This window comes from Scytonema hankhaensis NUACC26, from assembly GCF_045865695.1.
In the GTDB taxonomy this organism is placed as follows: Bacteria; Cyanobacteriota; Cyanobacteriia; order Cyanobacteriales; family Nostocaceae; genus Scytonema.
Genome location: NZ_BAACAP010000229.1, coordinates 34,221 through 49,872 on the forward strand (window position 1 = coordinate 34,221; position 15,652 = coordinate 49,872).

12 protein-coding genes are annotated in these 15,652 nt (G+C 41.7%); 3 read left to right on the forward strand and 9 right to left on the reverse strand.

Annotated elements, in window-relative coordinates; translation table 11 throughout:
* Positions 1 to 49: 49 nt before the first annotated feature.
* From ACKTT2_RS34385 to ACKTT2_RS34400, 4 genes are all read right to left on the reverse strand, one after another.
* Positions 50 to 1,327 (reverse strand): M28 family peptidase, encoded by a 1,278-nt coding sequence (locus ACKTT2_RS34385; protein WP_407895255.1) that lies wholly within the window; start codon positions 1,325 to 1,327, stop codon positions 50 to 52.
* Entirely contained in the window at positions 1,317 to 1,490 is a 174-nt protein-coding gene (locus ACKTT2_RS34390) for a hypothetical protein (RefSeq protein WP_407895258.1), read from the reverse strand. Before ACKTT2_RS34390 ends, ACKTT2_RS34385 begins: the two co-directional genes overlap by 11 nt.
* A 132-nt stretch (positions 1,491 to 1,622) precedes the next feature.
* On the reverse strand, positions 1,623 to 2,906 hold the full coding sequence (locus tag ACKTT2_RS34395; protein WP_407895260.1) for a sensor histidine kinase: 1,284 nt from the start codon (positions 2,904 to 2,906) through the stop codon (positions 1,623 to 1,625).
* A gap of 119 nt (positions 2,907 to 3,025) precedes the next feature.
* Positions 3,026 to 3,712, reverse strand: coding sequence for a response regulator transcription factor (locus tag ACKTT2_RS34400; RefSeq protein WP_407895262.1), 687 nt, complete (start codon positions 3,710 to 3,712; stop codon positions 3,026 to 3,028).
* 494 nt (positions 3,713 to 4,206) lie between these two features.
* Between ACKTT2_RS34400 and ACKTT2_RS34405 the strand changes: the two genes are divergently transcribed.
* On the forward strand, positions 4,207 to 5,841 hold the full coding sequence (locus tag ACKTT2_RS34405) for an alpha-D-glucose phosphate-specific phosphoglucomutase (protein WP_407895264.1): 1,635 nt from the start codon (positions 4,207 to 4,209) through the stop codon (positions 5,839 to 5,841).
* Positions 5,842 to 5,869: 28 nt separating this feature from the next.
* Here the strand turns inward: ACKTT2_RS34405 and ACKTT2_RS34410 are convergent, their stop codons facing one another.
* Both ACKTT2_RS34410 and ACKTT2_RS34415 read right to left on the reverse strand, forming a co-directional pair.
* A complete protein-coding gene (locus ACKTT2_RS34410; protein ID WP_407895266.1) occupies positions 5,870 to 8,521 on the reverse strand; it encodes an EAL domain-containing protein in 2,652 nt (883 codons plus the stop codon).
* Between the two features lie 555 nt (positions 8,522 to 9,076).
* Complete coding sequence (locus tag ACKTT2_RS34415; RefSeq protein ID WP_407895268.1) at positions 9,077 to 9,448, reverse strand: hypothetical protein; 372 nt, start codon at positions 9,446 to 9,448, stop codon at positions 9,077 to 9,079.
* A gap of 371 nt (positions 9,449 to 9,819) precedes the next feature.
* Between ACKTT2_RS34415 and ACKTT2_RS34420 the strand changes: the two genes are divergently transcribed.
* Positions 9,820 to 11,262, forward strand: a complete 1,443-nt coding sequence (locus ACKTT2_RS34420) for a FecR domain-containing protein (protein ID WP_407895270.1) — start codon at positions 9,820 to 9,822, stop codon at positions 11,260 to 11,262.
* Positions 11,263 to 11,562: 300 nt separating this feature from the next.
* Here ACKTT2_RS34420 and ACKTT2_RS34425 read toward each other — a convergent pair whose 3' ends face one another.
* Positions 11,563 to 13,719: a single-stranded-DNA-specific exonuclease RecJ gene (locus ACKTT2_RS34425; protein WP_407895272.1), complete on the reverse strand. Its 2,157-nt coding sequence runs from the start codon at positions 13,717 to 13,719 to the stop codon at positions 11,563 to 11,565.
* A 67-nt stretch (positions 13,720 to 13,786) separates the two neighbouring features.
* A complete protein-coding gene (locus tag ACKTT2_RS34430) occupies positions 13,787 to 14,212 on the reverse strand; it encodes a hypothetical protein (protein ID WP_407895273.1) in 426 nt (141 codons plus the stop codon).
* A gap of 269 nt (positions 14,213 to 14,481) precedes the next feature.
* Between ACKTT2_RS34430 and ACKTT2_RS34435 the strand changes: the two genes are divergently transcribed.
* Positions 14,482 to 14,757 (forward strand): hypothetical protein, encoded by a 276-nt coding sequence (locus ACKTT2_RS34435; RefSeq protein WP_407895274.1) that lies wholly within the window; start codon positions 14,482 to 14,484, stop codon positions 14,755 to 14,757.
* A 51-nt stretch (positions 14,758 to 14,808) separates the two neighbouring features.
* On the opposite strand, the gene ACKTT2_RS34440 is transcribed toward ACKTT2_RS34435, so the two are convergent.
* Positions 14,809 to 15,576, reverse strand: a complete 768-nt coding sequence (locus tag ACKTT2_RS34440) for a DUF3050 domain-containing protein (protein WP_407895276.1) — start codon at positions 15,574 to 15,576, stop codon at positions 14,809 to 14,811.
* Between the last annotated feature and the right edge of the window lie 76 nt (positions 15,577 to 15,652).

The window sequence follows — 15,652 nt, forward strand, 5'->3', positions numbered from 1 at the left end:
AGGTAGGGCAATGCCGACCGTCTAATGTTGGTGAGCATTGCCCTACCTACTAATCTTTTTCATTGAGAATTTGTTGGATAATATCTAGACCTGCTTGAGTTGTTTCATCTAGCAATTTTGGAGCGACTTTTTTATCATTAGGGGTGTGGTAGTTTGGTTCTTGTCCTCGGTAGAAGAAAAGAATTGGCACTTTTTTAGCGGCGAATGCTGCATGGTCGCTACCATCGCTAGAACCAAAAATTTTGACTCCTGGCTTTATATTTCGGGCAAATTTTGTTAGCGAAGAAGTACCACCAACACCTAATTGATTGTTAACGCCAACCATATCGAAGTTCATCATGGCTTTTAACCCTGAAAGAAACTCTGGTTTGGCTGTCTTGACAAAAGCCCGCGATCCTTGGAGTCCGTCTTCCTCACCATCAAAAGCTACAAACCACGCTTGACGAGCAGTTTGCGTCTTTGACAGATTACGAGCAAAAGATAGCAAAACTGCCGATCCTGAAGCATTATCATTTGCTCCGGGCGAACCAACTACTGAGTCGTAGTGAGCACCAAGAAGAATTTTGGGTTGAGTCACGCCTTCAAGATGGGCAATAATATTGCGTCCGCTAACATTACGCTTTTGAGCATCAACTTTTAAACTGGCATTTTGTGCTACTCTTTGTACTTGTTGAAGTATGCGATCGCCTTTTTCTTGGGAAAGCGTCAAGACTGGAATTTTGACTTCTTCTGCCAAACTTCCGTATAAATCCCCCGATTTATTATTGACAATAACCAAACCAACAGCCCCAGCTGCTAAGGCATTTTTTGCTTTTTCCGAAAAGCGAATTTCTCCGCGTTGCACGATCGCAATTGCTCCAGTAACATTCACTGATGTAAAATCAGCTTTTCGTCCATAGTTAGGAACTGCAACCAGTGGAGCATTGACATTTCCAGGAATTGTGCCATTAAGAGCAGACCCCTTGATTGTCTCTCCATCAATCGTTAATTGAGAACCATTATCTTTAAATTTAGAATAAGTAAAAGTTTGAACTTCTGTCACATAACCTGCTTTACGATACTCATTCACTAGATAAGTGCTAGCTTTTTCCATAACTGGTGTACCAGTTACTCTCGGACCTAGATTCACTAAAGCTTCTACATCCGCCAGAGTTCGGTTAGAGTTGGTTGTCTGTGCAACCGATGGAGATAAGACAATTTCTCCAACATCATTCGAGCGAACGGCACAAGCTGTGGGAAACCAAATCAAAGCACTTATCAGTGCAGTTTTTAACCAAGGTTTTTTTTGGTTGTTGTAGAGCGAAAGTATTTGAGAGTTATCCTTCATCCCTTACCTTTGTTTGCCGACTGTTGTATGCGTTCCCATCGCCGCGACTGCCAGTTTTTCCAGCTTCTGCAGCCAGAAAACTGGCAATTGTTGCTGTAGTCAGTGCAGTGTGCAAGAACGCTTTTTTGAGCATTGCTTTGTTATCCTGTTGCTGATAGTTCATAGCAGTATTAGGTTTTTGGCTAAGTTGCTTTTTTTTAGTATGATGGGCAACTATGACAAAAAAATGTCAACTTGGTTAGTAGATAGTTGTTAGTCGCTTTTCCTCCAACCACTAACTACTAACTACTATCCACTAATCTCGAGATGGAATTTCTATCTCAAAAGTGGAACCTTCTCCCAATATGCTCTTGACTGTAAGGTTTCCTTGATGAGCTTGTACAATTTGCTGGGCAATTGCTAATCCTAACCCAAAGCCGCCTGTTTGACGCGATCGCACTGTATCAACTCGGTAGAACCGTTCAAAGATATGAGATAAATCTTCTTCTGGAATACCAATACCGCTATCTTCTACCTGAATAATCACTCGATAGGGTGATGTCAACAGCCTTAGCGTTACTGTACCTCCTTCAAGAGTATATTTCAAGGCATTGTTGAGTAAATTTACAACAGCCTGTTTTAACAAATCTGCATCTGCTTTGAGATGTACGGGTTGTTCGGGTATTTGGACAACAAAGTTTAAATTTTGTGCGCTGGCTTGTTGTTGATATCCTTTTGTCAGATCTTGTAGGAGTTGAACGAGATCGATAGTCTTGAGTTTGCTAATATTTAGGGGTCTATCTTGGCGAGCGAGAAACAGTAGATTATTGATCAGATCGCTCATTGATTTAGCAATCTCGACAATATTCTCCAAACGATAAAGCTGCTCGGATTCATCTTGGGGAGGCATGAGAGCGACTTGTGCGTTACTTAAAATAGCAGCAACAGGAGCACGTAATTCATGGGACGCATCTGCAGTAAAGCGCTGTAGTTGTTCGTAAGCTCGAAGCGTAGGTTGCATAGCAAGCCCTCCCAGAAACCACCCAGTGACCCCAACTAATGCTAAAGTTACAGGAACACCCAGTGTTAAAAATAACCTTGCCTTGTTTAGGCTATGACGCAGAGGGGTTAGAGGCAGAGCGACTTGAATATATCCAAACACCTCATTATTTTGTATAATTTTTAGCGTAATTTCTCGAACCCATTCTCGTTCGGCAGTTCTTTTAGGTCGGTTACTATTGATTTTTATAGTTTGAAAACCAGAAGATGCGATCGCTCTTGCCGAGCCTGGATCGCCAAAACAGTCTAGCAATTCTTTGTTAGAATTATACAAACGCACATAAACAATATCACTGTTCACTGGCGGTAAGATATTGCCAAATAAAGGAACTTCCTTTGGCTTGTACTGCCATCGTTTGTTATATGTAGGGTACTGTATACCCCTAACGATTGTTTTACTTGTAGAGTAAAGCCTTTCATCAAACACCTGAAGTTGCTGTTGGACAACCAAGTAATAAGCTATACCAGCAAAGGCGACAAGAATACTCCCCATTGATATGGTGAACAAGTATGCTAAATTGCGACGGCTACGAGTAAACATGATTGGGGATTGGGGAACTCGGGGTTCCCTCCTTGTTGAGGGGCAATGGGGATTAGCGATTAGGGACTGGCGATTGGGGACTAGCGATTGGGGATTAATTTAGCCCTAATCCCTAGTTCCTAGTCCCCAGTCCCTTCAGGAACATTCAGACGATAACCTACACCATAGACGCTTTCTAGCCAGTCTTTAGCGTCGATGATTTGCAGGCGCTGTCGCAATCGACGGACTAATGTTGTGACGGCATTACTTTCTGGTTCCGTTCCCCATCCCCACAACGCTCGTTCGATCTGAGTATGGGATAGAATCTGGCGGGGATGGCGCATGAAATACTCCATCAGTTGAAACTCGCGCCCGGATAACTGGGTACTGGCTTGATTGCGCTCAATCGTCAGGTTATTCAAATCTAAATGCAAATCTGCAAGTGCCAAGCGATCGCCATTCCAAAGTGGAGAACGTCTTCGTAACGCTCGTACTCTGGCTAATAATTCTATAATATCTACTGGTTTCACTAAGTAATCGTCAGCCCCAGAATCTAAACCATAAACTTTGTCAGAAGTACTATCTTTGGCAGTGAGCATTAACACTGGAGCTGTTTTTCCAGCTCGTCGATATTCCCGACAAAGATCGACACCACTCACCTTTGGCAGCATCCAGTCTAATATTAACAAGTCATAATCTTTTTGAGATAAAAGCCATTGGGCTGTTTCTCCATCTTCTATACCATCAACGGTGTGTCCTGCTTTGATCAGAGCAGCTCGCAGAGGCTCTAATTGCGCTAAGTCATCTTCGACTAAGAGAATTAACATAATAAGTAGATCGTCACAAATAAAGCTAACTAGTCAAAATCGTCATTTGTCATTTGTCATTGGTTATTTGTCAGGGTTTTAGCGTATTTACACCTCTTTACGTAGTTCGTGCAATATACTTAGTAGCTATTTTTCTACCAAAATTTGCTGGGGTTTATAAGCAGCAAGGGTTTGTAACGTCGAAGGTTGCTAGTCTTTGAAGGCAGGGATTCTACGGAACTATCTTTTTGCTCTAGAATATAACATTTTTCGTTGACGTCTCCCGAATCTGAGTTTTAGTTAAGTAGCTAGGTGGAAATAAACAAAACAATATTACACAATGTAGTTTAGTTAAAATACTTACCAATGACCAATGACTAATGACCAATAACCAATGACAAATGACTAATGACCAATGACAAATGACAAATGACCAATGACTAATGACAAATGACCATTAAGTAGCGATACGATAAAAAGCATGTCCTTTGGCGATCTCTGACTCTAACATTGCTATGGTTATTAAAACAGCACCTACTCAGCCGTTTACCGACCAGAAACCAGGTACATCTGGGTTGCGAAAAAAAGTGACTGTCTTTCAAAAGCCTCATTACTTGGAAAACTTTGTTCAATCTATATTTGACAGTCTGCAAGGATATCAAGGTCAAACTCTGGTTTTAGGTGGCGATGGTCGCTACTACAATCGTCAGGCAATTCAAACCATTCTCAAAATGGCGTCTGCCAATGGCTTTGGGAGAGTGATGGTCGGTCAGGGCGGTATTCTTTCTACCCCGGCTACCTCTGCTATTATTCGGAAGTATGGTACTTTTGGCGGTATTATTCTCTCTGCCAGCCATAATCCCGGTGGACCAGAAGGAGATTTTGGTATAAAATATAATATTGACAATGGTGGTCCTGCACCGGAAAAGGTTACAGAAGCTATCTATGCTCGTACTAAAGAGATCGATAGTTATAAAATTTTGGAAGCTCCTGATGTCAATATCGATACATTAGGAGAAACGGAATTAGGCGAAATGACGGTGCAGGTGATTGATTCTGTAGCAGACTATACAGAATTAATGCAGTCTTTATTTGACTTTGACCGCATCCGTTCTCTGATAACTAACGGGCAATTTCGGATGTGTGTGGACTCACTCCACGCAGTTACGGGTTCCTATGCCCATAAGATTTTTGAGCAACATTTGGGCGCACCACAAGGAACAGTACAGAATGGCAAGCCATTGGAAGATTTTGGCGGCGGACACCCCGATCCTAACTTAGTCTATGCCCATGACTTAGTGGAAATCCTCTTTGGAGACAATGCTCCTGATTTCGGAGCAGCATCAGATGGAGATGGCGATCGCAACATGATTCTTGGTCGCAACTTCTTTGTAACTCCGAGCGATAGCCTAGCAATACTTGCTGCCAATGCTAAATTAGTTCCAGGGTATAGTTCCGGTTTGGCTGGAATTGCTCGTTCTATGCCTACAAGCCAAGCACCAGATAAGGTAGCAAAACATCTCGGTATAGATTGCTATGAAACTCCCACTGGTTGGAAATTCTTTGGTAACTTGCTAGATGCAGGTCGAGCCACTTTGTGTGGAGAAGAAAGTTTTGGGACTGGTTCCAATCATATCCGCGAAAAAGATGGGCTGTGGGCTGTATTGTTCTGGCTAAATATTTTAGCAGTTCGCCAACAATCAGTTGAAGAAATCGTCAAAGAACACTGGCGCATCTACGGTCGCAATTACTACTCGCGCCATGACTATGAAGAAGTGGATAGCGATCGCGCCAACACCCTCATCACCAATTTACGTTCTAGCGTTCCCAACCTCAAAGGCAAGAAATTTGGTGCGTATGAAGTAGAATATGGAGACGACTTCAGCTACACAGATCCAATAGATGGCAGTGTGAGCCAGAAGCAAGGCGTTCGCATTGGCTTTACTGATGGTTCGCGAATTGTTTTCCGTCTCTCTGGAACGGGTACCCAAGGAGCAACCTTAAGGGTTTATCTAGAAAGTTACGAATCCAACTTAGCAAAACAGAACCTCGATCCCCAAGAAGCTTTAGCAGAGCTAATTGCCATAGCAGATGAAATTGCCCAAATCCGTACTTTAACAGGAATGGACAAGCCAACTGTGATTACTTGATGGGGACTGGGGACTGGGGACTGGGGACTTAATCGCTAATCCCCAATCCCCATTGCCCAATCATGATTTCCGTCACTTTTTGAGCGGAGAGAGGTCGGTAGAACAAAAATCCCTGTACATCCTCACAGTTAACAGATTTCAAAAACTCTAGCTCCTCTTCCTTTTCTACCCCTTCGGCGGTTAACCTCAAGCCCAGACCGCGTCCTAAAGTGACTATTGCCCTAATAATATGAGCGACTTTGACATCTGTTGTGAGATTTTTAATAAAAGAACCATCAATTTTGAGGTTGTGAAGTGGTAAGAGTTGCAGGCGGGAAAGGGAAGAATGACCAGTACCAAAATCATCTATAGAAAAGTGAACTCCCATTTGCTCTAGTTTTTGTAGTACATCCCTAGTGAAATCAATATCTTCTATAGCGGTGGATTCAGTAATCTCTAACTCTAAAAATCGTGCATCTAGTTCCGTCTGTTCTAAAATCATCGCTACTGTTTCTACCAATTGAGGCTGACAGAATTGTTTGAGGGAGAGATTGACTGCCATAGTTATAGGAGGTAAGCCTGCTTCTTGCCAAATTTTGTTTTGTTGGCAAGCTGTCCGCAAAACCCATTCTCCAATAGGGACGATTAATCCACTTTCTTCAGCCAGAGGAATGAAAACACTAGGAGCTACCAATCCCATTTCTGGGTGCTGCCACCTTATTAATGCTTCCATTCCTGTAATCTGTCCTGTTAAAATACTAACTCGTGGCTGATAGTAAACGACTAGTTCTTGTCGTTCTAAGGCATGACGCAAGCTTTTCTCTAAAATGAGAGTATTAGGTGTTTTAGTACCTAAGCAAGTAGTGTAAAATTGGCAGTTGTTTCTTCCAAGTTCTTTTGCTTTGTACAAAGCTGCATCTGCATGTTGTACCAAAGTTTCGGCATTGGGGCTGTCTTCATTTAGCAGGGCAATACCAATACTCGCACTGATGTACAGTTCGTTACCATCAAGATAAAAAGGATTTTCTAGTGTTTGTAGAATTCTCTGAGCGACTTGCACAACTTCTTCAACTGAGAGAATTTGAGGCAGTAAAATAATGAATTCGTCTCCTCCCCAACGGGCAACTGTGTCTCCTGCTCTTAAGGACTCTCTGAGTCTTTGAGCAACATTTATCAAAAGTCGGTCTCCTAATGTATGACCTAAAGAATCATTGATGGTTTTAAACCGATCTAAATCGAGGAACATCACAGCTAGACTTTCCTTCTTCCGAGATGCATTCGGTAGAGTTTTAGAAAGTATTTCGTTAAATAGCAAGCGATTTGGCAGACTAGTTAACATATCGTGCAGCGCTTGATAACGAATTTGTTCTTCTACTTGTTGGCGGAGTTTTGCCGCACTGATACTAACTGCCATAGTTAATAGAGCCGATTCTTCATGCTTTGACCAAAGGCGATCGCAACAACAATCTGCTAATCCAAGATAACCCCAAAATTTGTCTTCTAGGCGCAGGGGTACTAGAAGCAAAGATTGAATGCCATATTGAATGAGGATTTCTTGTTCGGTAGTGGGAAGTTCTCTTGTCAATCCTTGAATAGATTGTCCTCTAGAAAGAATTGCATACCAACGAGATAGACCGGAGCTTTCGTAAGGTATATTTTGCCACTGAGATTGCAAAGAATCAAATTTGGGATGCATCCATTCAAACTGCAAACTCACGGCTATTTTACCCGTTTGAGGATCTAAATGGTTCTCGAACAAGAAAATACGGTCTACTTTAGCAGCTTCACCTAATGTAGCTAAAGCCTTATCAATGGCTGTTTCGTAGTTTAATTCTGCTAGCAAATAATTGGTAGCTTCTGCAACGGCTTGTAATAAGCGATCGCGTTGGCGCAATTCTGCTTCTGCTTGTTTTTGCTCAGTAATATTTCTAACAATAAATGTTCTAATAAGATCGCTTTCCGGTAAGTAGTGAATAGATTGTTCAAAAACTTCTCCGTTCACCTCTACCTCGCGAATACAAGAGTTTCCCTTCCAGTTTTGAACTATAGCAGACAGTCCTGCAGCGATTGGATGATCGTTTTCAAATTGTTTGAGATTGGGAAATTTGGAAGCCGCCGCCGGATTCAGATAAGTTACCTTACCCCGCAAATCTGTTTCAATAATTGGATTAGGGATCAGTTCGGGAAATGATGCCAAACGAACCAAAGCTACCTCGGTCGATTCTTCAAGGATGTTATTGGAAGAAGCAATTATAGTTTCAAAAGGATTTGGAGAACTTGCTTGCTCTGATATAAGTTTATATATATTTTTTGCCTCACAGTACTCAGAGAATGCTTCTTCAGATAAGTTAGAAACAGTGTAGTACTTAGCTTGAGCTTGATTGCTGCCAAACTCAATGACATCTCCATGTTGGAGATCGTGTGAAAAACATTGTTTGCCATTTACAAACAGACCGTTAGTACTTCGCTTCCCCTTAAAACTGCCATCAACAATCCGAAAGCAACACTGGTCAGTTTGTGGAATAGTGACTCGCAGTAATATAGCGTGTTGTCTAGAAACCGATCGAGAACTAAGAACAATAGCGTTTCTTAAATCCCGCCCTAGAGAATAAGTTGTCTCCTTTAGGGGGATAGTTCGCTGTCCTTTCAGGTCTTTAACAATCAAAAGGTGGCGTATTTTTTTCCTCTCATCTTTTGGCATTGGTGTTCCTTACATTCCCACATTTTTTCTTGGGTGAAGAATACTGTTTGAAGAAGTTTTGACATGACTAACTTCAACGAATCTAGTCGTTGCTGATTTGGCTATCTTGTAATGCTGCACTCTGATTAGCTCTTAAATACCTGGGATAAAAGTAAATACCTAATATATCACACTGTATATTTGCTGAATTTTTCAGCGAAGAAATAAAATAATAAAAAATTAGTGACCAGTGACCAGTGACCAGTGACCAGTAACCAGTGACCAGTGACCAGTAACCAGTAATCAATGAAGAAATGACAAATAATCAATGAAGAAATGACAAATAATCAGTGAAGAAATGACTATTTGCGTATAAAGTACAAACCTCTAAATTTACTTATGAAAAAAAAATAGATTCATGATTCAAATCCCCTATTTTAAGTATGGGAATTAACTAGTCACCGATTGCTGGTCGCTGGTCACTGGTCATTGGTCACTAGTCACTAGTCACTGGTCACTGGTCACTGGTCACTGGTCACTGGTCACTGGTCACTGGTCATTGGTCACTGGTCACTATTAAGAAGTAGATAAGACAATGAGAAAACAAATGAACAGTAAAGCCAGCAACAGTAACAAAGCTTGATTGCGTCGTACCCAGTTTTGAACAGTGGCACTAAAGCTACTGGATTGCTTTTGCTCCTGTAACTCTAATTGCCTTTCATTTATATTTTGGTAGAGAATGCACTCTTTAGCATAAGGACGTTGAGGATAAGTGCAGCTGTCATCAGCATGATATGTACAGGTGTCGCAGAGATATTTTCCTTCCGTGGCACGATGCAGGGGAATACCTGGATGCCCGTAAGCTTTTAACTCAACCCGACAATAAGGACAGGTGACAGATTGGGAGTTAACAGGTTGATGGCAACGGGGACAAGTTGTAGTTTCCAAAACCGATACCTAAATGTAGCCTAAATTCTTATTTTATTTCTTCATCAGCTATCTTTACATTTAATTTCCATAATTGGACAGGCAAGAATGTTCATGACTCAAGACTTTTTTCTCATTCTGGTGTGTAAATTCAAGAAGTTTTAGCAGCATACTTGTCCTTGACCCTCAGCCCTCAGCCCTCAACCTTCAACCTGTCTTCATCAAAAAGCCGTAATTCTGCTGAAGTTTTATTTTTAGCAACTAAAGATAATTTGATTTAGGTGCACAGTAAGTTAAGTAATCTTTAGTACAGGTCAAAGGAAATAAAGAGAACTACAACCACATCCCAAACTGTAAATCTACCTAAAATTTTTACCAATGACAAATGACACATGACGAATGACAATTGCCCGAGGCTGCAAACTATATTCCGTAAGTTGTTGCTAATGCTATTAATGAGCTTATGGGGAAGTGTTGTTTTACCCTTGCCACAAAAGGCGAGTGCTGCAACTCCCCTCACACAAGCTGTTATTGAAGAAATTAAAAACCTAGTACAACTTGTGCCACAAAACAAGCCGAAGCGTCAAGCACGCAAGTTGGATGCCATGATTCCTGGTGATGGCTTATCCACTGGTAAAGCTTCTTTGGTAGATTTGCGGTTTAATGACGGTTCCATTGCGCGAATTGGACAACAAGCTGTCTTTCAGTTCTTACCAAAAACACGAAACTTGAGACTATCTAACGGAACTGTGTTGTTGCTGATTCGACCGGGACAAGGACAAACAAGAGTAAATACACCAAATGCCGCCGCCGCAATTCGCGGTTCCGCACTGTTTGTACGCTACGATCCCCAAACAGACACCACCATTGTTGGTGCATTGACAAATAGCGGTATTCAAGTTCAGAACAAGAATGCTTCTCAAAACCAAAATTTAGCAGCTGGGCAGCTCATAGTTGTCGTTAAAGATAGGTTTCAGGGTTTCTACGATTTTGATTTGAGAACTTTTTATGAAACGAGCAATTTGGTTAGGGGGCTAGATTTAACTCTTAAAAGTGGTGTACCAAATTTAGATCCGGCACTGGCAAGCGTTCAAGCAGAAACGGCAGCTGCAGTTGCAACACAGCAACCATTAACAAGTCAGGCTGCGAGCAAACATTTGTCTATTTTAAGGACAACGACTTTTTCTAAAGATACCTCAACTCTTCACAACAGCGATCGTATTCACAACAATGTGATGAGAGACCATTTTCCAGTAAAAAACCTGTTAGAGACAGGACAAGTGTTGTCAAATACAGTTGAAAGTAGCAAATCTAAATCTGGTACTCAGCCCGGTAGCGATCGCCCAAGTAACGGCAATCCCGGTAACGGCAATCCTAGTAACGGTAACCCAGGTAATGGCAATCCTGGTAACGGTAATCCTGGTAACGACAATCGTGTTGGTAATCCTGGTAGCGATAACCCAGGTAACGCTAACCCAGGTAATGGCAATCCAGTTGGTAATCCTGGTAATGGCAATCCTGGTAACGACAATCGTGTTGGTAATCCTGGTAGCGATAACCCAGGTAACGCTAACCCAGGTAATGTCAATCCGGGCAACGACAATCGTGTTGGTAATCCCGGTAGCGATAACCCAGGTAATGGCAATCCAGGCAACGACAATCGTGTTAGTAATCCCGGTAGCGATAACCCAGGTAACGGTAACCCAGGTAGTGGCAATCCAGGTAACAGTAACCCAGATAATGGCAATCCCAGCAACGACAATCCTGTTAGTAATCCCAGTAACACTAACCCAGGTAACGGCAATCCTAGCAACAATAGTTCAGCAGAAAATTAGGGATTTCCAAGAAATAAATTATCCATCTTGTGGGATGGGCGTCCTTGCCCGTCCATGTTATTGGCAGGCTAGAAGCCAGAACCACAAGGCATTTTGGGAGATTTTTTTTGGAAGTCCCTTAGAGGATGTTTTAAAAGTGATAACTGAGATATTCAAGACTTTCGATCCCCCTAAATCCCCCTTAAAAAGGGGGACGAGTGAGAGTATTTTTCCCCCCTTTTTAAGGGGGGCTAGTTCCGATCTTGATACAACGGTGGACTTTACAAACATCCTCTTAGCAAAGCTAAGATTTTATAAGGTTTAGTAACTGGTACGTTCAACTGACAATGCATGAAAAGCTGCTTGAATAAGACAAGCGTATTGGGGTTGAGAAATATCAACTTCTCTAGCCTCTTGACGATTTGTTCCCAGTAAACCAATAGATTGTCCCAACGGAACAGCCAAAATGATTTTTTCAGGATACATAATTCTTAACTCAGGTAAAGTAGAATTTTCATAAATACCGCAGTCGTAGTAACGCTCGTTGTACTCAAAAGAAGTTCTTGCTGGTGTGGTTTGAGCGACGGAATGTTGGTTTTGACTTGGGAGCCTGATACCGATTAATTCTAACTCAATGTTTATCTGACCGTTAAATTCATTTTCTCGCAGTTTATAAGCAATATCAACTTGTGATGGGAGGGGAAAATAGTCGCGCCATCGCCACGCGATCGCTTTGATTCTATACTGTTGATTATTAATAGTTTGGCTAACTGTTAGTTTAACGTGACTTTTACCCACAATTTCTTGCTCAACAACGCGGACATTAGGTGTCCAAAGTATAGGATCTGGGTTATCAATTCCACAGGGTTCTAGAACATTCATCTGTTGGTAAAAATGGCGCTCGATCTGATTTAAATTGACTTGAGTATCAATTTTCACTAATGGTTTGAGGTGGCGTTGTTCGAGACAATTATTTGCAAACTCGCTGAGACGCGATTGCAGATCGTCAAGATTTTCTGCCGCTAGAGAGAAACCACCAGCTGCCTTGTGACCGCCAAATTTACCGAGTAAGTCCCGACAATAATCTAACGCTTCAAATACGTGAAACTCAGGAATTCCCCGTGCCGAACCACGGATATGTTCTTCTCCTTCATAAGTACCAATAAATACTGGAGCACCATACCGTTCCACCAAGCGAGAAGCAACAATACCAATCACGCCATGATGCCATTCTGGTTGTACGATCGCCAAAACGCGATCTTCTGAAAGAGAAGCAAGGAATTCTGCTTCCACAATTGCTATTGCCTCTTTTTCAATTTGCTCGCACATTTCTTGACGCCGACGATTAATATCTTCGCATTGCATTGCTCTTTCCAACGCGATTCCCATATCGTCAGTTGTCAACAATTCAATCACAATTTCGGGATCGGCAAGACGACCAACAGCATTAATTCGCGGTCCGAGGCGAAAACCAATATCCTCCGGCTTGAGGGATTTTGGTTTTGGGGATTGGGGATTGGCGATTAGCGATTGGGGATTGGTTATCACCTCTGCACCTCTGCTCCTCTGCACCCCTGCTCTCTTATCTCCCCTATCCCCTATCCCCTGTCCCCTCGCCTGCACTCCAGACATTTGAATCAGTGCTTGCACTCCAGCAAGTTTGGATTTGGGTAATTGCTGCAGACCATTTTTTACCCAATGGCGATTCACACCTGTCAAAGGTGCTAAATCTGCAATAGTTCCCAGTGTAAACAGTTCCAAGAGTGCATCGAGTATGCTGCTTTGGGCTTTTCCCAATTGATGTGCCAGGGATACTGCTAAAATATAAGCAACTCCAACCCCAGCGACACCTCGATAAGGTGAGGATTCATCTATAAGTTTGGGATTGAGGATAGCATGAGCTGGTGGTAATTGTTGGGGAATATCGTGATGGTCGGTAACAATAACTTTTAAACCTAGTTCTCTCGCTCTAGCAACTGGTTCAAATGCTGAAATTCCATTATCTACGGTTAAAACTAAACTGACGCCTTCGCTATGAAATTCTTCAATGATGCGTTTGTTGATACCATATCCTTCATGCATCCGACTGGGAATAGCATAATCAACTCGCGCACCTAGCCATCGGAGACTTCGTAAAAGTAATGCCGTGCTTGTCATTCCGTCTGCATCATAATCTCCGCAAATGGCAATTTTTTCTTGAGAGGCAATGGCTTCTTGTAATAACTCCAGAGATATGGCTAAGTCGGGAAAATCATCTATGGGCGAAGGGAGTGCTAAATATTCCAGATCTAAAAAAGCTTTTGCTTGTTCTGGTGTTTCAATTCCTCGATTTATAAGGAGTTGGTTAATAAGAGGGGATAAATTTGTAATTGGTACTAGCTTTTGTGCTAGGTCATTTTTCTGAGGATAAATTTGCCATCGCTGTGATGGTAGTTTTTGCCCGAGACGAGAAAGTTTAGGAATAGATCGATCTAACACAATAAAAATTATGAATTATGAATAATAAATTATCCTTTCATAATTCATAACACTTATCATTCATAATTTAAAGAATATTAACGCGCCCATCATCTTGAATATATACTGAGCGATCGCCTGGTGCTTGCCAACTCGGACGAAGTTCTACTCTTAGTGTACCAAAATCTGGTTTGGAGACAATAGCTTTTAAAGGTTGTCCGGTGTCATCCCAAAATACGACAGATATGTTGGGTTCCGTACCGTCTCCTTGCTCTATATGTATTTGTTGTCCTGACCTCACAGGAATTTGACCAAAACCATAGGGCTTTTCTACTTTAATGATTCTTGGCGTAGCATTGAACACTTCAAGTCTTACGTGTTGCCCTGGTGTAAATTCAATTGGACTACGACCGCATTTTGACGCACAAGTTCCAGCAAGGGTAACGGTATTTTGGTTCGTTCCTCCTAGGAAAAGAGCTATTCCTAATAAAGTTAAAGATAATAACTTAGACATAGAATTGGATTGATGCAACTTGGTAAAAAAATGTAGATTTTGATACCTAAGCCTAACATCATCATCTGTATTTTGAGTACTGCTTGTATGACACTTTTGTTATTGAAGGAGGACAGACCCCCGACTTCTTCAAGAAGTCGGGGGTCTTGCGGAATATTCATCTTTCTTTTGAAAATAGATAAATTTTGTCAATAGGTCTAAAGATAGATGTAAAAAGAATAATAATCAAAAAAATTAGGTAAATCGGCAGAAGTCAGTCTTTTGAGACAATGGTGCTGTGTCAGGGTAGAAGCAGCGAGCGGGTGGTGGCTGCTAACGAGCATGAGCTTAGAGATATAGCTTCAGGTTTAACACAGCAACTGAATGAAATCAAAAATCCCTTCACCTTTAAAGTGTTATATGAGCCTTCTGGCTGTGACAAATCTCCAGAGAAAAGTCTAGTAAAAACAGTCTATGAATTTTGTATCAAATTTTCAGTCCTTGTACAGGATAACTCTGAGCTAGAGCATACTCTGCTGAGCTATATGCTCTACTCCCAGTTGTAGGGGTGAAACATACCTCACCCCTACTTCTTTGTTGGCTTGCAATAGAAAAATTCAAAATCTGTCGGAATAACAAACCAATCCATTCCAAAGTGAGATTCGGGACGAGAGGGCTTCTTTGGCAGCATAAAAAGCTTGTTCCCACTTGACTTCATCATCGGCGCACAGATGCTTGAGTAATTGCTCACCCATTGGTCCGTGAATGTTCTCGTCAAGGTGAGTATGACGTTCTAGGTAAAGACAGAGTTGTTTACACTCAAGGCTGGACTCATCTAAGCTTTGAAGGATTCGTCGAAACATAGACGGAATCACATCTTCTCTGCCTAACAAGAAAGTGGCTGCTACCTCATGGGTTGATTTGACAGTGGTTTCCATTGTGTTGAGGACAAATGCCTTGGTTGTTGCTGGAATTACAACATTATCTAAAGCTGTTGACACAGATTTCCCCTCTTGAAGCTGATGAATGAAGCTTTGAATAGGAATAGTATTAGCACCAATCTCCTTCATCCCTGCAAGATAAAGGTCAAAGTGGCTGATGAAAAGACCAGGCGAAACTTCGTCTGTTTCTTCAGCTAAAACAATATCGTTGATTAATCGAGCCGAAAAAATGTCTTTCGGTGGTAACCAAGGTACGGTAATACAAGTAAGCTGTGCTTGAAGTGTTTTCAACAGGCTCATAAAATCCCATACAGCAAAGCTGTGAGATTCCATGAAAATCTGTAAAGATTGCAGATCGCGCAGTTCGGTATAAATCGGATGAGTAACTAAAATATTACGAATAGGAGAAATCTGCTCTAGCAAGAGTGTATAGTGGTTCATCATTTCCTCTTCAAGTTGATGGGTGCTAAATGGACAAGATAAATTTGGCTATGTAAGTTTTCATAAGTCATACATTTGT

What these genes read in the sequence shown, in the direction of transcription:
- ACKTT2_RS34385 (WP_407895255.1), bottom strand. Translation starts at nt 1,327, where the DNA reads ATGAAGGATAACTCTCAAATACTTTCGCTCTACAACAACCAAAAAAAA.
- ACKTT2_RS34390 (WP_407895258.1), bottom strand. Translation starts at nt 1,490, where the DNA reads ATGAACTATCAGCAACAGGATAACAAAGCAATGCTCAAAAAAGCGTTC.
- ACKTT2_RS34395 (WP_407895260.1), bottom strand. Translation starts at nt 2,906, where the DNA reads ATGTTTACTCGTAGCCGTCGCAATTTAGCATACTTGTTCACCATATCA.
- ACKTT2_RS34400 (WP_407895262.1), bottom strand. Translation starts at nt 3,712, where the DNA reads ATGTTAATTCTCTTAGTCGAAGATGACTTAGCGCAATTAGAGCCTCTG.
- ACKTT2_RS34405 (WP_407895264.1), top strand. Translation starts at nt 4,207, where the DNA reads ATGGTTATTAAAACAGCACCTACTCAGCCGTTTACCGACCAGAAACCA.
- ACKTT2_RS34410 (WP_407895266.1), bottom strand. Translation starts at nt 8,521, where the DNA reads ATGCCAAAAGATGAGAGGAAAAAAATACGCCACCTTTTGATTGTTAAA.
- ACKTT2_RS34420 (WP_407895270.1), top strand. Translation starts at nt 9,820, where the DNA reads ATGACGAATGACAATTGCCCGAGGCTGCAAACTATATTCCGTAAGTTG.
- ACKTT2_RS34430 (WP_407895273.1), bottom strand. Translation starts at nt 14,212, where the DNA reads ATGTCTAAGTTATTATCTTTAACTTTATTAGGAATAGCTCTTTTCCTA.
- ACKTT2_RS34435 (WP_407895274.1), top strand. Translation starts at nt 14,482, where the DNA reads ATGGTGCTGTGTCAGGGTAGAAGCAGCGAGCGGGTGGTGGCTGCTAAC.
- ACKTT2_RS34440 (WP_407895276.1), bottom strand. Translation starts at nt 15,576, where the DNA reads ATGATGAACCACTATACACTCTTGCTAGAGCAGATTTCTCCTATTCGT.